We start from the raw sequence: 16,922 nt of genomic DNA on the forward strand, positions 1-16,922 counted from the left end.
ACACCCTGGACGGCGACTTCTGCCTCGAGGCACTGGAGGAGGCACTCCGAAAGGGCCTGCCTCACATCTTCAACACCGACCAGGGAGCTCAGTTCACCGGCGAGGCCTTCACCAGGATGCTGGAGCAACAGGGCGTCAGGATCAGCATGGATGGGAAAGGGCGGTATAGCGACAACCTGTTCGTGGAGAGGCTGTGGCGGACAGTGAAGTATGAGGAGGTGTATCTGAAAGCATATCATGATGGCAGAGATGCCAGGATCGGAATCGGCGACTACTTCCGTTTCTACAACACCGAGCGCCCCCACCAGGCCCTGGGCTACCGAACACCGGCCGAGGCCTATGCCTCAATCCCTATGGAAGCTACAGAAGGAGGTATGATAGAATCTTCACCACCGGATACCCTGAGGACAGCGGGGCCCACTCTTAACATGACCCCTATTCTGTCCTAACGATGGGGTCCACCTCAAAGCTCCACGAACGAGTGATTCGCCCTTCTAAGGTTATAGTAGGCAAAGGGAAGACTACCGAAGGAGGCCAATATGGCTGGGGCAGTGGGTATTCACCCGGGAACAAACCTTAGCGGAGGAGCGATGACGGAGGGCCTTGCCCCTCAAGGCCCTGAGGTATTCCCTGCCCCACTACTGGCTGCATGGGTGAAGAGGGGACTCGACCAGGCCACATCCCTAGCCTCTCTTCCTTGGCTGATGAGGCGGCAGAACGTTTCCAGGGGCACTCGTCATCTGTTCTTCTAGGCGAGATGAATATCATTCTCCCGGGTAGCCGACTCCACAAACTCATCCAGGATCACGCTCTTCAATTCGTTTCTCAACCTCACCGGACTGACGAACTTCCCTTTCAGCCAGATCCTCCCCGGCTCCACGTGGCTCAGGACCCTTGGAGCTTGCTCAGCCTCGTTTAGAAAGTTAGGGCAGTTGTCCCAGAAAGCTGCCTTCGCCCCTTCGATATGTTCCCTATCCAGTCTCACGATGATTCCTCTTAACAGCTCTTTCGCTTTCCTCAGGTTACTGTCTACCCTGAGAGGGATCCTTATCTCATCAAAGACGTATTCACAGTTTACCAGGACATTCTTGACCGAGTAGTCCTGGCAGAAGTTCAAGATCGGCTGGTCCAGCACCATCAGGTTGGGCATATGGAGAATGCGGCCGGTGAGCTCGCCTCCCAGCTTCTCATCCTCGCCTACCTCGTCAAGTATGAAATGAAAGAGCCCCATATGCCTCACGTCGCCCTTAACACCATTGATCCTAACCCTGTCCCCTACAGCAAAGAACTTGCCAAACCTTATCAGGAAGTAACCAACAAAGCTGCCCACATACTTCTGCAAGGCCAACGCCAGCCCGATGGCGATAATGGTGACATAGATAGATAGGCTTGGCACGAATAGCATAGCCACCAGCAGCCCTACCACAGGAATTGCCACCGCTGCCCCTGCGAGAAGTGCAGAGATTTGTCTCGGTTGCTTCATAGTTGCCCTCTCTTGCCTGATGGCTTGGGAGTGCTGCATCACCCTAACCTGGCAACCAGCACTTCCCCTTTCTCTACCACCACCTTCATGCTTTTGCGACAAGACGGACAGGAAACCGTTCCACTGAAGTTGTCGGGAGTCGGAATAGCTGCCCCACAGGCAAGGCAGACTACTCCCTTGGGAGCTTGCCGTTGCTTCTGATGTGAAGCCTTGTGTCTAATGAACTCCTCTGAAGTAGCAAGCTCTGCACCGCAGGAACATCTATAAGGCACTTTTACTACCTCCCTTCGCTCTTTTCAGCAACAAGGTTGGCCCATCTCCAAAACTGCCTGGACGGGCTCCACAAGCAGGGCACTTTCCGCCGCACCAAGGGTATTCCCCTGGGCTCCACATCCTGGAGGGTGAGGGTGCGGCTTTCGTAGTAGTCGTGGATGGCCACTTCCTTGTCTTCGGCCTTCAGCGGGGTGAACCACACCGGAGGAGGCGCATCGCCCTTCTCTGAGAGGCCCGCCTTGACATTGAGTAGCCACCACAGATTCCAGGCCCGCTCCGCTACTGTGATCATCTGGGACGCCTGCTGCCCCCGCCCTGTGATGGACGTGGTAGAAGCGGTTGACAAAGGCCCGGCTGCGCAGCCCCGGGCAGCCCAAGAGGGAACGCCGGTCCTCGCTGTAGCGGGTGAAGCGGACAGCCCCACCACGTATTCACAGGCCAGCCTCTCGTAGCCCCCATATCTGTTGACCGGCTGAGGAAGAGCTAAAGCATAATTAACTAGAATACTCACCATCTTCTCCACCAAGGCTTTTTGCCGAGAACTTCCAGAACTTCTAGCCTGGTCTTCAAAGTCTCTAAATCCTGGCCAAGGCTGGAAACCAGTCCTTGGTGAGCTGCCTCCAGCCTCCTTAGAACATGATTGAGCCCAACTATCTCCAGCTTTCTAGCGTCCGCCTCTACCCTCGACCCCTTCACTTCTGCTTTCAATCCATCCAGGGCCACTATCAGGTTGTGAAGCTGCTTGCCCGCATCCTCAGTCATGCGTACCTACCTCCTGCTCTTACGTAATGGTCCAGGATTTCAACAGGACCAAGAGACCTCCTCTCTATCTCGTCCACCACCTTTTCCAGGTATCCTGCGTGAAGCAGGCCCCACACCGCCTACACTCCCGCCGCCTGCAGATTCCCCCAACCCCCCTCTCTTGGAAGGCCCCTCGGGGAGAGAGCTTCCAGGAGAGGGGGTAGAGGCGGCTAGCGGCCAGAGATGGAGGTGTGGACTGGCCTCCCCGTGGCCTGGGAGGCCCGGGACAACATCTGCTGGCGGCGCACGGTGAGTGGTCCGCGCAGGAAGGAGGGCACGTCCAGCCCACCCTCCTCCGGGGCCTTCAGGAGCCTGCGGAGTTCTTCTGGCTTGAGAGGTGTTACCCCGGCCTTGGTGCGGAAGCCCGTGGCTACCAGGGTGATGCGCACTTCGCTGTCCATCTTGGGGTCATGGGTGACGCCGAAGATTATGTTGGCCTCGGGGTCGACAGCCCCCTTGATGAGCTCCGCCGCCTGATTGACCTCGTGCAGGGCGAGGGAGGAGCCCCCAGAGACAGTGTAGAGGACGCCCTTGGCCCCCTCAATGGAGATGTCCAGCAGGGGGCTGGCCAGGGCCGCCTTGGCGGCATCGGTGGCCCGGTTCTGGCCGGTGCCCTTGCCGATGGAGAGCCAGGCAGGCCCGGCGTCCTTCATGACGGACCTTATATCGGCGTAGTCCAGGTTGATCATCCCCGGGACGGTGATGACCTCGGCGATGGCGGCCACCGCCTGGCGCAGGACATCGTCGGCCATCTTGAAGGCACTGTCCATCCTCGACCTGGCGTCACACAGGGGGAGGAGGCGGTCATTGGGGACGATGATCAGAGTATCGCAGTACCCGATCAATTGATTGATGCCCTCCTCGGCCACTAGGCGGCGGTGGACGCCTTCAAAGGAGAACGGCCGGGTGACGATGCCGATGACCAGGGCCCCCGTTTCCTTGGCGGCCTCGGCCACGACAGGGGCAGCCCCAGTGCCGGTGCCCCCGCCCATGCCGACGGCAATGAAGACCATGTCGGCCTTGCCCACCATGTCCCGGATGTCGTCCCGGCTCTCCTCGCCGGCCCTCTGGCCAATGTTGTGGTCGCCCCCCGCCCCCAGGCCCCGGGTGAGCTTCTCCCCAATCTGCATCTTGTGAGGGCATTCTGCGAGTGTCAAGGCCTGGGAGTCGGTGTTCAGGGCGTAGAATTCCACCCCCAAGATCTGTTCCCGCACCATGCGGGTAACGGCGTTGCACCCCCCGCCACCTACACCAATGACTTTGATGCGGGCGGCAGTGGAAACCAGAATCTGTTTTGCCATCACTTACCTCCTTTCTATTCTAGCCTAGCGTTTCATGGCCCGCCTGGCCCGGAAGAAGAAGCGGCGGAAGACTTTGCCCACCCTCTCCCGGCGCCTACGGGGCAACTCCTCCCTGGCCGACTTTTTTGCCCCCCACATGAGCAGGCCTACGGTGGTGGCGTAGGCCGGGTCGTAGAGTATATCGGCCAGGCCATAGACGTCCTTGGGCACCCCTGCCCGCACGGGAAGGCGGAAGATGTCCTGGGCCAGGGCTTCAATCCCGGGCAGGTTGGAGGTCCCCCCAGTGAGGACCAGCCCCGCCGGGGCCAGGGCGGCATGCTCCGAGCGGGGCAGCTCCATCAGCACCATCCGCAGCAGCTCGTCCACCCGGGCCCGGATGATGTTGTTGAGGTCCTGGAGCAAGATCTCCTGCCCATTGTCCAGGCCCACCCGCGAGGCATCGAGCTTGGCCTTCTTATCAGCGCTGGGGATGAGGGAGCCATACTTGATCTTTATCTGCTCGGCCAGCTCAAAGGGTATCCCCAGGCCTACAGCGATGTCCCTGGTTACCTGGTAGCCGCCCACGGGCAGGACGGAGGTGAAGGTGACACTGCCATCCTTCCACATCGCCACATCGCAGGTCCCCCCGCCGATGTCGGCCATAATTACCCCCGCCTCCTTCTCGTCCCGGCGCAGCACCGCCTCCCCCGAGGCCAGGGGCATCAGGACCAGGTCTTCCACCTCCAGGCCGACGGCGCGCACCGCCTTGACCAGGTTCTGGACCGCGGCGGTTGAGGCGGTGACCACATGAGCATTCGCGTCCAGGCGGAAGCCGTGCATATGCCTTGGGTCCTTGATCCCCTCATGGCCGTCCAGGACATACTGCCGGGTAATGACGTGGAGCAACTTGCGGTCGCTGGGGACCTCAATGCTCCGGGCCGATTCCATGACCCTCTTCAGGTCGCCATCCCGCACCCGGCGGTCCCCCCGGGAGATGGCCACGGCGCTCCAGGTGTTCATGGAAGTAACGTGTCTTCCCGTCACCCCCACATAAGCGGACTCCATCCTGATACCACTGGCATGCTCTGCCTTCTTCACCGCCCCCTGGATGGTCTCCTTGGCCTCGTGCAGGTTGATCACCACCCCTTTCCTCAGCCCCCGGGAGGGGGCGAGGCCCACTCCTAGCACCCGGAAGGCCCCTCCATCTCCGGCATTGGCCAGGATAGCACAGGTCTTAGTAGTGCCTACATCCAAGGCAGCGAACAGATTCTTCCCCATCTATTTCCTCCTTTCCAGAGTAGGGATAACCTTGGTCAGAATGTGTTGACTACACATCTTGTCTTCATCCCCCTTGGCGGCAGGGGAAAGAGTCCGGGTCGGGGCAGGGTCGCCTCAGGCTCGACTCTGATTTTTCTTTGGGGCGGCAGGCTACCGCAGACCTCTAGGTACGGAAACCCTGAGAAGAGGCAGGGCCCGTAGTGGTGATAGTCGCAGCGGCAGGCCCCATAGGCCCCTCTGCGCCTTTTCAGGGTCTGGCGCAGGGCCCAGGCCACCAGCAGGACCCCCACGAAGTCGGTGATGAGGGGCTCGGGGAAGGCGATGAGCAGGGCCCCTACCGCCAGGGCCAGGTGCCGGAGGAGGCTTCCCCTCTCCTTCAAACCAGGCCTCCTCCCTTAGCCCTTGATCGGGACCACGTCTATCTTGTCGGCCAGGGCCCAGGCCATGTGGTCCGCCGGGTGGACATAGAGGGCTGCCTTGGACCCGCACTCCAGGCAGGGGGCTAGGACAATGCCTGACTGCTGGGACTGGGAGGTAACGAAGATGACCCCCGACTCGCACTTGGGGCAACGGCCCGCTAGGTGATAGCGCCCCCCAAAGCAATCTGCCCAATAGACTTTCATGACTCCTCCTTTCGAGACCCGCTCCGCGGCCCGAAGCTGGGCTGAGCGGCTGCGGGGATTGGCCTTAAACTCTTCCAGAGCCGGACGCAGCAGTCTCTTGGTGATGAGCCTTAGGCTAGCCCTATGCCCGTAGATACATAACCGCGTCCGGGGAGGCCATCAGCAGGGTCAGGGCTCTGTGCCGGAACCGGAGTCAGGGGAGAGTTGGCCCCGGGACCTGAACCAGAAGGTCCTGGACTTGGCAACCGAGACGACGGCGGAGAGGAGCACCCCCAGCAGAAGGCCGGTAGCTTGTACTGCCTGGCCAGCGTACCGGACAAGCGACGGCCGGCGCTGGAACTGACGAGGCTGGACCTGAGCTAGACTCAGGTCTGGGCCATCTGGTGGGCAAGGTCGGCCATCCAGGGGCACGGAGGAAGAGCGCTGGTCAAAGCGGGCACGAAAATACCGGGTTACGCCGAGAAACACCCCGCGCTTGGCCCGGCGGTTGGCACAAAGCCTTAATACTTGGAGGAAACCCACCCTCCCCCCTCTTCCTCCATTCTACCGCCCCATTATAGAACACCAAATGCCTTGCTTGTCAATACCTTTCTTAAAACAGTCTAAGAATTCGTTCTTCTCCCGCAATCCCAAGTTCATTCTAAAGACTTTTGAAGTGGGGCAGAATTCAAAGACACCTTAAACCATTTTGAAAATATGTCCAAAACACCGCTGCTGGCGGCCCTGACGTTTTCGCTGCAACCACGGATACCTTCTGTCAACCCGCTTCAAAACCTCCACTGAGTGGTCCTCTCCTTCGGGGGTGCTTCGGTTTTCCTTAATGCGCCCCCGGCCGCTGAGAGAGAAGAGGATAAAACCAATGGCTCAGATATGACATTTGGACACACTGTCTCATGGTCAAGGCAAGGGTCAGCCCGGACGCCTGCCCGCGCGTCCAATTGCATGGTGGTCGCTGCCCAGTCATACGCCCCTGCACCACTCAGGGGCTGGATAGCTCCTTGCAGGCCATTCGCAGAAGAAGTAGCTGGCCGGCGGGCGTATTCCAGCATTCTGGGTGGGCCAAGCCGTTGGCTTTGAAGAATTTCTCAATGGATTCCCTTTTCCACTTGTTGGGCAGCGGTTTGCTGCACATCGCGCACGGGATATCCAGGAATACCTCCACGGGCTTCAGCCTCTCCACTTCGGCCCGCAGCTTATCTATCTCTTTCGTTTCCTGGATCTGCTCAGGAGAGAGGAACAACTTGACCAGCGCATCGTCGGGTTCAGCGTCCTGCCAGCTGGAACAGGCGGGGCAACGGTGCTTGCCCCTAGGCCACTGCGGCCCGCGGTCCACCAGGAACCGGGTCCCACAGGTTGAGCACCGAAAGGACTTCACCACACTCCCCATGAGCTGCTTCAATATCCGCCCTCGCGCGGATTCCGGATTGGCGACGCTCAATGTCGGCCACTCCTGGGCGCTGGCCGCAAACTGGGCGATATCCTGAGGATCCTGGGCGGTTACCAGAGCCATGAAGCCGGTGAAGAGACGATACTGACACCGCCTCTCTTCCAGCTTTCCATCCAGGTCCTTCAGTGCTGCGCGTAGGGCCGCCTTCTCGCTCTTCAGCGAACTGACCTCCTGTTTGAGTTGATCCCTAGTAGGCAGTAGCGCAGCTATCTGGCTTTCCATCTCCCGCTTCTGGGCCTCCAGCCCCTGGTTCACTTTCTCCAGGGACCCATACTCTGATAGCGCCTGCTTCATCTTTTTAAGGTCAATGTCACTTGCCATGCTTGAACTCCTTCGCCAAGTTGAGCAAGGTCTCGAGGTCCAGACCATGTTTGCTCAGCTCAGCCTTCAGCTTGGACAACATCTCCACCTCCTGGGCCTTTACCTTCGCCCCTTCCATCTTCTTCTTGAGTTCTTTCTCCAGCTTCTTCTCCTCCTCTGCCACCTCTTTGCAGCGCTGAGCATGCTGCGCGTCAAGGCTGGCCAACTCCGCCCTCCTGTCAGCCACTGCGCTCTTCAGCCCGGACAGCTGGGAAGACTGCTCCGCGCCTTCCGACTTCAGATGCTGGACCTCAGAGCCCATGTCCTTGAACTGGCGCAGGACCTGTTTGTAGCTCACCCCAGCCTTGGCTTCCAGCTGGCATAGCTCCAGAGCAGCAGGGATGAATCCGGGCTCCGCCACTTTCTTGCAGACCCGGACCAGGTCCTTGTGCTGCCCAGGGGGTACACCCAGGGTGACGAAGGCACGGATTATTGCCACGCCCTGCCGGGCATCCTGGACGCTGAAGCGGTTCTTGAACAACTCCACCGCCAGGCTCCTCAGGGAATCCACCTCGTTCATGATGCCAAACTCCTTTCCGGCCCCCGAGAGGCCTATCTCTGCAGTCCTGGCCTTGAACCGGGAAAACCAGAGAGAGATGGTGCTCTGGTCCACCCCCACCTTCCCGGCGACGGCCTGCTGCGGCAAGCCTTGGAACATGTAGCGCAGGACGAGGGATACCCTGTGGTCCGACAGTCTAACGGTCATCTCGTGCTTCCCCGCGGCGCTTCATCCGGGAGGTCCCCTTCTCTCCGGTTCTCACAGTACCACCGACCGTCTCAGAACCGTGTGAAATCGGGTATGCATTTCATCCACTTCATGGACTCAATACGCTTCATAGACGTCATACACTTCATAAGCCCTCAACGAGTCGGTGTGCCGGCCTTCCTTCAATCTAGCTCTTTCCTGATGCCACAGCCGCAGCGCCGTCACTGTTGCCAACTTGGGGTTGGCGGTGAACCAAGTTTTGTGCCTCCATAGCCTGCGATGTCACCGGCGGCGCTCCTGGCAGCTCAGGCCATCGCGAGAATGGGCCTTCTTCGTCGAACTGCGTTGGCCCGGCCGAACTTGGTGGACACAGCTTTTGTGGCCTGATGCCATTCTGCCAGGCCAGCCGACCGAAGCAAGCCTTGGTTCCGGGCGGCTGCACGTCCCCCGCCGCTTCCTCGGGACAACATCGACACTTGGCCGTCAGGACTTTGTTGCTTTGTGCTGGGCGGACTGGAACCAAGCTATGCAAAGCCAGACACTGCCCTGAAAACGATGTCTTGAATCCCATCTACTGATTGACTCCGCGACCCGATTCTGCGCGTGCTTGCCCCGCCTTTCCGATTTTGGCAACATTTTGGCAACGGACCGGGTGGCACGCCCCGACACCAGGCGGCATCCCCAGATACGATCATGGCTGACCCTGGGCACGGGGTGATATCTGGCGACACCGCCGAGCACCAAATGGGACGAGAGGCTTGGAACTCATAAGCCCTTGGTCGTCAGTTCAAATCTGACCCCAGCCATTCTTTGTTCCCCCGGCGGACAGGAATCTTGCCTGCTAGTGGGCGTGTTCGTGGAAGCGGATGTGGCTGTGGGGGTGGAAATGGACTGTCCCGTTGTGGCGGTGGGAGTGTTCGTGGATGAGGTTGGTCCGCAGCAGGAATTCGGTCTCGGCAAGGACCCCGGCCGGGGTCCCGTCCGCTGCCAGGCGGTGGGTCTCATCCAGCACATAGACGGTATCGGCTATCTCCTCCAGGATGTCCAGGTCATGGGTGGCAATAACGAGGGTCTTATCTCCCTGGTGCCATTCCCCCAGGAAGTTCACCAGCCAGCTCTGAGTTTTGGGGTCCAGCCCGGCGGTGGGCTCGTCCATGAGTAGCACCTGGGGCTCCAGGGCCAGGACCGAGGCCAGGGCCACCTTCTTCTTCTCCCCCCCGGAGAGGCGGTAGGGGGGCCTTTCCCGCAGGTGCACAATCCCCAGAAGCTCCAGGGCAGCCCTCAGCCGGTCCTCCATCTCACTTTTGGGGAAGCCGAGCTGGAGCAGGCCAAAGGCTATCTCCTCCTCAACCGTGGCGGAGAAAAGCTGGACATCGGGGTCCTGGAAGACCATCCCCACCCGGCGGCGGAAGGAGAAGGCAAAATCCCCATCGCAGAGGAGCTCTTCACTGAGGGGATGGCCGAAGGCCAGGAGTTCCCCCCGGCTGGGGAAGGCCAGGCCCGCCAGAAGCCGGAGCAGGGTGCTCTTCCCGGAGCCGTTGGCCCCCAGGAAGGCCACCTTCTCCCCGGCCTCGATGCTCAGGTTGAGCCTCTGGAGGGCCTCTATCTCCCCAAGATAGGTGTAGCCCACATCCCGGGCCTCAAATACCTTCTGGGCCATCTCAGGTCAAAAGGCGGTCGGCTATGATGGCGGCGACCGCCAGGAATCCTGCCAGCCCGGCCCAGAGGGCATCCCTTCTCCTCAGGACAAAGTCCTCCATCGTCATCACATCTCCTCGGAAGCCCCGGCTCTGCATGGCCAGATAGACCTCCTGGCTCATATGGTGGGACCGGGCCAGAAGGGTGGCCATAGAGCTGGCCAGAAAGCGCCGGTTCTCACCCGCGGGCCTGGGCCCCACGGTGCGGCTTTTCCGGGCGAGGAACATGGCGTTGATGCTCCGCAGGAAGATGTAGATATAGCGGTGGGTCATCTGCAACACCAGGACAAAGGCCCGGGGCACCATCAGCACCCGCAGGGCCCGGAGGAGATGGTCCCATCGTGTAGTAAGCACCAGGAGGACCGCCAGGGATAGCGTGTCCCACGACCGCAGCACCAGGGTGGAGGCTGCCCTCAATCCCTGCTCGGTGATGGCCAGGCCCTCCCACAGAGAGAACAGGGGCCTGCCCGGGGTGGTGAAGAGGGCGGGGAGGGCGATTAAACCCGTAAAGAGGGGTATGAACAGCCCTACCCTTTTCAGGAAGAAGACGGGGCTGATGCGGGAAAGCAGGGAGAGGACCAGGGGCAGGAAGGCAAAGGCGACCAGGAGGGGCAGGGAGTGGAGGAGGGCCACGGACACCATCAAGAGGAGGACCGTGAGCACCTTGGCCCGGGGGTCCAGACTCTGGAGCAGGCCGCGACGGGAGGCAAGCCCCTCCGCCACCAGGGCCCTCTCCAGGGCCTCGGTTACATGGTGGACTGTCTTCTCCCAAAAGCCCTCTGCCTTCACCCTTTTCTCCTGCTTAACCTCAATACCAGGAAGGAGATAAGGGCAAACGCTCCAACAGCCACAATGGCTGAGGCTATGTAGCCCGCCACGGGCCCTATCCCTGGGAAGGAATAGTCAGGAATGGGTGCTCGCCATATACTTCCCAGCCTTTCCAGGCCCTGAGGGACAAACCCCAGCATCTCCTGAAGGTCCTCCGCGCCCCACTCCCCCCAGGCGGTCCCTGAGGCCATCAGGCCTATCGGGGTGAGGAGGGCCACCAGGCCCAGCCCTGCCCAGAGCCAGCGCAGTTTCAGAGGGCGGGGCTGGGGCATGACGCCCAGGGGCATCTTGGCGCGAAGGAGGAAGGCCAGCACCATCCCGGTGACCAGGGCTTCAACAAGGCCGGCCACCAGAAGGTGGGGGACCATCACCGCAGGGAGGGCGAGCTTCAGGGCATAAGGGGCGTACAGGGGGGTGCCGTCAGCGGCATGGAAAAGGAGCGGCTGGAGCCCCAGCTCCAGGGCTACAAGCAAGGCGGCCAGATTCATGGCGAAGTAGCTGGCAATAGCGGCGGCTATCACCTGCTTCCCAGGGAGGATGGTTATGAGGTAACGATAGAGCCCGTATCCCACCAGGGGCAGGACAATGGCCATGTTGAAGACGTTGGCCCCGTAGGCGGTAATGCCCCCGTCGCCGAAGAATAGGGCCTGGAGGAGGAAGACCACTGAGAGCCCCACCACCGCCCCCCACGGCCCCAAAACCAGGGCCAGAAGGGTCCCCCCTACCGCGTGGCCGGTGGTGCCCCCCGGCAGGGGAACATTGAACATCTGGAGGGCAAAGGCAAAGGCGGAGAAGAGGGCAATAAGGGGCACCATCCTGGCTCGCATCAGCTTCCCCACCTTCTTCGCCGCTACCGCCCAGAAGGGAAGGGCCGCTCCATAAAGGACAGCACATGTCGCCGGGCTCAGGTAGCCATCAGGGATATGCATGTTGCGACTCCTTTTACTTGCGATTAGTCGCATCTATCGTAGGGGCAGGGTGGCAGAGAGTCAAGGGGGTTATGGTTAGAATTCGGTTTAACTCTGGCAGCGGGAGCAGAGGCCGAAGATGGCGAAGTGGTGGAGGGTTGGGCGGAAGCCGTAGTGGTCCCTTATGGCCTTCTCCAGGGGGCGGAGGTGGGCCGGGTCCAGCTCCAGGGTCTGGCCGCAGCGGGAGCAGACCAGGTGGTGGTGCTGCCCGTGTTGTGCCCAGTGGTACTGTTTTTTCCCTTCCCCCAGGTCGGTCTCGGTTACCAGCCCCAGGCCCCGCAGGAGGTCCAGGGTGCGGTAGACCGTGGAGATGTGGACGTGGGGATAGCGGGCCCGGACCTGGGAGAAGACATCTTCGGCGCTGAGGTGGGCGTCCCTCTCCTCCAGGACCTGGAGAATGAGGAGGCGCTGGGGGGTAATCCTCAGCCCCAGGCGGCGGAGGGCCAGGGCAGCCCCTTCTTTCGGCTTTCTCAAGGCCTACTCCCGGGTGCTGAGGGGGATGGTAACAGGGCCATCGTTGTGAATTTCTACTATCATGTGCTCCCGGAAGCGGCCGGTCTCCACTTTGAGGCCCCAGGAGGAGAGGGCCCGGAGGAACTCCTCAAAGAGGGGGCGGGCCTCCTCGGCGGGGGCGGCCCCATCAAAGCTGGGCCGCCTCCCCTTCCCGGTGTCGGCCAGGAGGGTGAACTGGCTCACCGCCAGAATCTCGGCCCCCGCCTCCAGGGGGGAGAGGTGGAATTCCTTATCGCCATGGGGGAAGAGGCGGAGGTGGGCTGTCTTCTCCGCCAGGCGGCGGGCGTCCTGAGGGGTATCATCCCGGGCCACCCCCACCAGGACCACCAGCCCCCGGCCGATTTTGCCTATCAGCTCCGGGCCCACCCGGACCGAGGCCTGGCTTACCCTCTGCACCACTGCCCGCAAACTACATACCCCTGAAACTGCTCCAAAAAACCTCCCATCTTGGGGGGGCTAAAATAGCGCGGGCGATTCCTCACGGGGAATAGGCTATTAATCCTTGGTTTCTTTCGCCTTTTGGTCGGCGGCGGATAGGTTTTTCATCACTTGGTCCCCGGTTGGAACCTTCTCGGATGTCTTGGCGGGCAGGCCAGGCCGGACTGCCTTGCGGTTGTCGGTGACATAGAAGCCGCTGCCTTTGAAGATGATGGGGGGGGCATGGATGACCCGGCGGGACTTGCCCCCGCAGCTCGGGCACATGGCCACCGCCTCCTCATCGAAGCGCTGCCTTCTCTCAAAGGTGTGGCAGCACTCGCCGCACTGGTATTCATAGACGGGCATCTTGCGTCACCTCAAGAAATCTAGCTCTAGATTTTAGCCCGAAGGCCCCTAGCTGTCAAGTTTGCCTGAGGTGGCTGATGAGTTGGGGCCGGTGTAGGATTACCTGTTCCCCGGTGGCCAGGTTCCGCAGGAGGACGGTCCCGCTCCCTATCTCCTCTTCCCCCAGGATGAGGGCCTGGGCCATGCCCAGGGCATCGGCCTGACGGAGCTGGGCTTTCAGGCTTTTCCTCGCCGGGGCTCCCGTGACTCCTATCCCCGCCCGCCGGAGTTCATAGAGGAGGGCCAGGGCCTGGTCCCGGTTCTCTTCCCCCGCATGGGCCACAAATATCCTGGGCTGGGGGATGGGGGGCAAAGGTAGGTCTGCCTTCTTCAGGCTGAGGACTACCCTCTCCATCCCGGTGGCAAAGCCCACCGCCGGGGTGGGCCTGCCTCCCAGTTCCTCTATCAGGTCATCATATCTGCCCCCTCCCCCCAGGGTGCTCTGGGCCCCCTCCTCCGGGGGCTGGACCTCAAAGACGGTGCGGGTATAGTAGTCCAGTCCCCTCACCAGGCGGTGGTCCAGGTCATAGGGCAGTTTCAGGGCCTCAAGCTGGGCCTTCAGGGCGTCAAAGTGGCTCTTGCAGTCGGGGCAGAGGTGGTCGGTGCTTTTCGGGGCTTCCAGGGTTGGCCCCTGGCAGGAGGCCTGTTTGCAGTCCAGGAGCCTCAGGGGGTTCTTCTCGAGCCTTTCCCGGCAATCGGAGCAGAGGCCGGGGATGTGGGGCTGGTAATACTGGCGGAGCCTGTTGACATAATCGGGACGGCAGGCCCGGCAGCCGATGCTATTGAGCTTGAGGGAGAGGCCTTCCAGGCCCAGGGAAGAATAGAGCTGCCAGGCCAGGTCTATGACCTCGGCATCCAGGGCGGGGTCGGCGTCGCCGATGGCCTCAAAGCCGAACTGGTGGTGCTCCCGGTATCGCCCTTTCTGGGGCCGCTCATAGCGGTAGATGGAGGCGAAGTAGTAAAGCCTGACGGGCTGGGGGAGGTTGTTGAGGCCATGTTCGAGGTAGGCCCGGCAGACGGGGGCGGTGCCCTCGGGGCGGAGTGTGAGGTCTTTGCCGCCGCGGTCCTGGAAGGTGTACGTCTCCTTTTCCACGATATCGGTAGTGGGGCCGATGGTGCGGATGAAGAGCCCGGCCTCCTCAAATACGGGGGTATCCAGGCGCTGGTAGCCGTAGAGGTGGCAGAGGGCTTCGGCCTTCCCCTGGACGAACCTCCAGTAGGCCTGCTCCTGGGGCAGGATATCGGCGGTGCCTCGGGGGGCCTTATACATCGCTGTTTTTCCCTCGCCTCATAATGCTGGGGGGCTAGCATACCACAGGACATGGTAGGGGTAAAGCTTTAATTGCCTTGAGGTCAGGAACGGATTATACTCAAAACAAAGATGGACTTCGAGGTATTTAGGGAAAAGGCCGGCTATCTCTCCGGGGAAGGACTGGCCCTGGTGGAAAAAGCCTACAGGTATGCCCAGGACTGCCATCAGGGCCAGCAGCGGGAGTCAGGGGGGCCCTACCTGGAGCATCCCCTGGCTGTAGCCGTCACCCTGGCGGAGCTGGCGCTGGATGCCTCCTCCCTTGCCGCCGGCCTCCTGCACGATGTCTCTGAGGACTGTGGTATCCCCATGGAGGAGATTGAGGCCCGCTTTGGCAAGGAAATAGCCGGGCTGGTGGACGGGGTCACCAAGCTCTCCCGTCTGCCACTGGCCCGCCTGGAGAAGGAGGAGCAGGCAGAAAACCTGCGGAAGCTGCTGGTGGCCATGGCCCAGGACCTCCGGGTGGTCTTCATCAAGCTGGCCGACCGCCTGCACAACATGAAGAGCCTTCAGGCCCTGCCCCCCCAGCGCCAGAAAAGCATCTCCCAGGAGACGATGGAGGTCTTTGCCCCCCTGGCCCACCGGTTGGGGATATGGCAGATGAAATGGCAGCTGGAAGACCTGGCCTTCTCCTATCTGGAGCCGGAGGAATACAGCCGGGTGGCCAAGCTGGTGGACCAGCGGCGGGCCCAGAGGGAGGCCCTTGTCAGCCAGATAACCCAGAAAATCCAGGAGGAGCTGGGTAAAGCCGGGCTGGAGGCCGAGGTCAGCGGCCGCCCCAAACACCTCTACAGCATATTCCAGAAGATGAAGAAATACTCCGCCCAGGGCCGCGAGTTCTCAGACATCCATGACCTCCTGGCGGTCAGGATTATTGTGAATACCGTCCCCGAGTGTTATGGCGTCCTGGGGGTTATCCATTCCCTGTGGCATCCCTTCCCCGGGGAGTTTGATGACTATATCGCCAATCCCAAGCCAAACGGCTACCAGTCACTCCACACCGCGGTCATGTGCCAGGGGGCCACCGTTGAGATCCAGGTCCGCACCCGTGAGATGCACGGCATGGCAGAATACGGCGTGGCCAGCCACTGGGGCTATAAGGAGGGGAGAAAGGTCTCCTATCAGGACAGGATGGTCTGGCTGCGCCAGCTCCTGGAATGGCAGAGGGAATTTAGCCGGGCGGAGGAGCTGGTGGATGCGGTAAAGACGGATATCTTCCAGGACCAGGTGTTTGTTTTTACCCCCAAGGGGGAGGTAAAGGAGCTACCCCAGGGGGCCACCCCCCTGGACTTCGCCTACCGCATCCACACCGAGCTGGGCCAACGCTGTGTAGGGGCCAAGGTCAACGGCCGGCTGGTCCCCCTCAACTATACCCTCAAGATGGGGGACACCGTGGAGGTCCTTGCCGCCAAAAGGCCCCGGGGGCCCAGCCGTGACTGGCTCAACCTGGAGCTGGGCTATGTCAAGACCAGCCAGGCCCGGGAGAAGATAAAGCAGTGGTTCAAACGGCAAGAGCGACAGGAGAATATAGAGAGGGGGCGGCCCCTCCTGGAAAAGGAGATGAAGAGGCTCGGCCTTGTCCCGCCCAGCCTGGAGGAGCTGGCCCGGCTCTTTGGCCAGGAGGGGCCCGAGGACTTCCTGGCGGCCATTGGCTATGGGGCCATTACCCCTCACCAGGTCGCCCTGAAGCTGGCTTCTCAAGAGGAGAAGCCCCGGCCACTGGCCCCTGCTCGCCGCCCCTCCACCACTGGCATCCAGGTGCTGGGGGTGGGGGACCTGCTCACCAGGCTCGCCAACTGCTGTCAGCCTCTCCCCGGGGACCCTATTGTGGGCTATATCACCCGGAGCCGGGGTGTTACAGTCCACCGCCTGGACTGCTATAATATCCTCCACGAGGATGAAAAAGAAAGGCTGGTCCCCGTGGAGTGGGGGGAAAGGGCGGAGTTCTACCCGGTCTCCATCCATGTCGAGGGCTGGGACCGGGTGGGGCTGCTGCGGGATATCAGCACTGTGGTGGCCGAGGAGAAGATGAACATCACCTCCGCCAGCGTCTCGGAGGGTGACAGCAACACCTCTTCTATTGACCTTATTGTGGAGACCCGGGACATGACCCAGCTCAGCCGCCTTCTGGCCAGGATTGAGGGGGTGAGGGGGGTCACAAGTGCCCTGAGGTCAGGGGACAAAGGAGGCAGTTTTGGCAACAAAGTCAGCAGCTAAGGCAGCCCGCAAGAGCCAGAGAGGGTTCGGCAGGAACCAGGCGGTGAAGAGTGCTCTCAAGACCTTTATTCGCCAGGCCCAGGAGGCCATTGCCCGCAAGGATGTCAAGGAAGCTGGGGCTCTGGTGAAGAGGGCGGAGAGCGCCCTGGACGGGGCGGCGACCAAGGAGATTATTCATCCCAATGGTGCTGCCCGCAGGAAGTCCCGCCTCCTTGCCAAGTTCAACCAGGCCTTCCCTTCGGGGCCGGGGGCTTGAAGGGTGTTGACATCCGTCGCTTGGGCTGATAAACTGCCCTAGTGTTGAAACCCCTCTCGCG

General features: G+C 61.3%; 20 protein-coding genes. 3 read left to right on the forward strand and 17 right to left on the reverse strand.

Annotated features, from left to right (window positions below; genetic code table 11):
- On the forward strand, positions 1-449 hold a 449-nt coding region (locus KJ624_00005), incomplete at its 5' end, for an integrase core domain-containing protein (GenBank protein ID MBU2008223.1).
- 299 nt (positions 450-748) lie between these two features.
- On the opposite strand, the gene KJ624_00010 is transcribed toward KJ624_00005, so the two are convergent.
- From KJ624_00010 to hisS, 17 genes are all read right to left on the reverse strand, one after another.
- Positions 749-1,483, reverse strand: a complete 735-nt coding sequence (locus KJ624_00010) for a mechanosensitive ion channel family protein (GenBank protein ID MBU2008224.1) — start codon at positions 1,481-1,483, stop codon at positions 749-751.
- 277 nt (positions 1,484-1,760) lie between these two features.
- Positions 1,761-2,048, reverse strand: coding sequence for an aldehyde ferredoxin oxidoreductase C-terminal domain-containing protein (locus tag KJ624_00015; GenBank protein ID MBU2008225.1), 288 nt, complete (start codon positions 2,046-2,048; stop codon positions 1,761-1,763).
- Between the two features lie 215 nt (positions 2,049-2,263).
- Positions 2,264-2,518 carry a hypothetical protein gene (locus KJ624_00020; protein ID MBU2008226.1) on the reverse strand — a complete coding sequence of 85 codons (255 nt, stop codon included), beginning with the start codon at positions 2,516-2,518 and terminating at the stop codon, positions 2,264-2,266.
- Between the two features lie 209 nt (positions 2,519-2,727).
- Complete coding sequence (gene ftsZ / locus KJ624_00025) at positions 2,728-3,858, reverse strand: cell division protein FtsZ (GenBank protein ID MBU2008227.1); 1,131 nt, start codon at positions 3,856-3,858, stop codon at positions 2,728-2,730.
- Between the two features lie 24 nt (positions 3,859-3,882).
- The gene (ftsA, locus tag KJ624_00030) at positions 3,883-5,115 is read right to left on the reverse strand and encodes a cell division protein FtsA (protein ID MBU2008228.1); all 1,233 of its coding nucleotides are present in this window, start codon (positions 5,113-5,115) and stop codon (positions 3,883-3,885) included.
- A 35-nt stretch (positions 5,116-5,150) separates the two neighbouring features.
- Positions 5,151-5,495: a hypothetical protein gene (locus tag KJ624_00035; GenBank protein MBU2008229.1), complete on the reverse strand. Its 345-nt coding sequence runs from the start codon at positions 5,493-5,495 to the stop codon at positions 5,151-5,153.
- A 15-nt stretch (positions 5,496-5,510) separates the two neighbouring features.
- A complete protein-coding gene (mraW, locus tag KJ624_00040) occupies positions 5,511-5,873 on the reverse strand; it encodes a 16S rRNA (cytosine(1402)-N(4))-methyltransferase (GenBank protein ID MBU2008230.1) in 363 nt (120 codons plus the stop codon).
- 33 nt (positions 5,874-5,906) lie between these two features.
- Positions 5,907-6,260: a hypothetical protein gene (locus KJ624_00045; GenBank protein ID MBU2008231.1), complete on the reverse strand. Its 354-nt coding sequence runs from the start codon at positions 6,258-6,260 to the stop codon at positions 5,907-5,909.
- Between the two features lie 457 nt (positions 6,261-6,717).
- Positions 6,718-7,506, reverse strand: a complete 789-nt coding sequence (locus KJ624_00050; GenBank protein ID MBU2008232.1) for a hypothetical protein — start codon at positions 7,504-7,506, stop codon at positions 6,718-6,720.
- Positions 7,496-8,251: a hypothetical protein gene (locus tag KJ624_00055; GenBank protein ID MBU2008233.1), complete on the reverse strand. Its 756-nt coding sequence runs from the start codon at positions 8,249-8,251 to the stop codon at positions 7,496-7,498. Before KJ624_00055 ends, KJ624_00050 begins: the two co-directional genes overlap by 11 nt.
- Before the next feature lie 841 nt (positions 8,252-9,092).
- Entirely contained in the window at positions 9,093-9,911 is an 819-nt protein-coding gene (locus KJ624_00060) for an energy-coupling factor ABC transporter ATP-binding protein (protein MBU2008234.1), read from the reverse strand.
- A 1-nt stretch (position 9,912) separates the two neighbouring features.
- Entirely contained in the window at positions 9,913-10,737 is an 825-nt protein-coding gene (gene cbiQ / locus KJ624_00065) for a cobalt ECF transporter T component CbiQ (GenBank protein MBU2008235.1), read from the reverse strand.
- Positions 10,734-11,705 carry a cobalt transporter CbiM gene (gene cbiM / locus KJ624_00070; GenBank protein MBU2008236.1) on the reverse strand — a complete coding sequence of 324 codons (972 nt, stop codon included), beginning with the start codon at positions 11,703-11,705 and terminating at the stop codon, positions 10,734-10,736. The genes cbiQ and cbiM overlap by 4 nt, the downstream gene beginning before the upstream one ends.
- 87 nt (positions 11,706-11,792) lie before the next feature.
- A complete protein-coding gene (locus tag KJ624_00075) occupies positions 11,793-12,218 on the reverse strand; it encodes a transcriptional repressor (GenBank protein MBU2008237.1) in 426 nt (141 codons plus the stop codon).
- 3 nt (positions 12,219-12,221) lie between these two features.
- Positions 12,222-12,665 (reverse strand): D-tyrosyl-tRNA(Tyr) deacylase, encoded by a 444-nt coding sequence (gene dtd / locus KJ624_00080; GenBank protein MBU2008238.1) that lies wholly within the window; start codon positions 12,663-12,665, stop codon positions 12,222-12,224.
- Positions 12,666-12,752: 87 nt separating this feature from the next.
- Positions 12,753-13,040 carry a zinc ribbon domain-containing protein gene (locus tag KJ624_00085; GenBank protein MBU2008239.1) on the reverse strand — a complete coding sequence of 96 codons (288 nt, stop codon included), beginning with the start codon at positions 13,038-13,040 and terminating at the stop codon, positions 12,753-12,755.
- Between the two features lie 55 nt (positions 13,041-13,095).
- Complete coding sequence (hisS, locus tag KJ624_00090) at positions 13,096-14,349, reverse strand: histidine--tRNA ligase (GenBank protein ID MBU2008240.1); 1,254 nt, start codon at positions 14,347-14,349, stop codon at positions 13,096-13,098.
- Between the two features lie 111 nt (positions 14,350-14,460).
- On the opposite strand from hisS, the gene KJ624_00095 reads away from it, so the two are divergent.
- Both KJ624_00095 and rpsT read left to right on the forward strand, forming a co-directional pair.
- Positions 14,461-16,605 carry a bifunctional (p)ppGpp synthetase/guanosine-3',5'-bis(diphosphate) 3'-pyrophosphohydrolase gene (locus KJ624_00095; GenBank protein MBU2008241.1) on the forward strand — a complete coding sequence of 715 codons (2,145 nt, stop codon included), beginning with the start codon at positions 14,461-14,463 and terminating at the stop codon, positions 16,603-16,605.
- Complete coding sequence (gene rpsT / locus KJ624_00100) at positions 16,583-16,861, forward strand: 30S ribosomal protein S20 (protein MBU2008242.1); 279 nt, start codon at positions 16,583-16,585, stop codon at positions 16,859-16,861. Before KJ624_00095 ends, rpsT begins: the two co-directional genes overlap by 23 nt.
- The last annotated feature ends 61 nt before the right edge of the window (positions 16,862-16,922 follow it).

This window comes from Chloroflexota bacterium, from assembly GCA_018825785.1.
Lineage (GTDB): Bacteria > Chloroflexota > Dehalococcoidia > JACVQG01 > JAHKAY01 > JAHKAY01.

Excerpts from the sequence above, each read along its gene's own strand:
- KJ624_00055 (MBU2008233.1), bottom strand. The coding sequence starts at position 8,251 with ATGACCGTTAGACTGTCGGACCACAGGGTATCCCTCGTCCTGCGCTAC.
- KJ624_00060 (MBU2008234.1), bottom strand. The coding sequence starts at position 9,911 with ATGGCCCAGAAGGTATTTGAGGCCCGGGATGTGGGCTACACCTATCTT.
- KJ624_00015 (MBU2008225.1), bottom strand. The coding sequence starts at position 2,048 with ATGATCACAGTAGCGGAGCGGGCCTGGAATCTGTGGTGGCTACTCAAT.
- ftsZ (MBU2008227.1), bottom strand. The coding sequence starts at position 3,858 with ATGGCAAAACAGATTCTGGTTTCCACTGCCGCCCGCATCAAAGTCATT.
- KJ624_00095 (MBU2008241.1), top strand. The coding sequence starts at position 14,461 with ATGGACTTCGAGGTATTTAGGGAAAAGGCCGGCTATCTCTCCGGGGAA.
- KJ624_00085 (MBU2008239.1), bottom strand. The coding sequence starts at position 13,040 with ATGCCCGTCTATGAATACCAGTGCGGCGAGTGCTGCCACACCTTTGAG.
- KJ624_00020 (MBU2008226.1), bottom strand. The coding sequence starts at position 2,518 with ATGACTGAGGATGCGGGCAAGCAGCTTCACAACCTGATAGTGGCCCTG.
- KJ624_00010 (MBU2008224.1), bottom strand. The coding sequence starts at position 1,483 with ATGAAGCAACCGAGACAAATCTCTGCACTTCTCGCAGGGGCAGCGGTG.
- ftsA (MBU2008228.1), bottom strand. The coding sequence starts at position 5,115 with ATGGGGAAGAATCTGTTCGCTGCCTTGGATGTAGGCACTACTAAGACC.
- cbiM (MBU2008236.1), bottom strand. The coding sequence starts at position 11,705 with ATGCATATCCCTGATGGCTACCTGAGCCCGGCGACATGTGCTGTCCTT.
- hisS (MBU2008240.1), bottom strand. The coding sequence starts at position 14,349 with ATGTATAAGGCCCCCCGAGGCACCGCCGATATCCTGCCCCAGGAGCAG.
- KJ624_00050 (MBU2008232.1), bottom strand. The coding sequence starts at position 7,506 with ATGGCAAGTGACATTGACCTTAAAAAGATGAAGCAGGCGCTATCAGAG.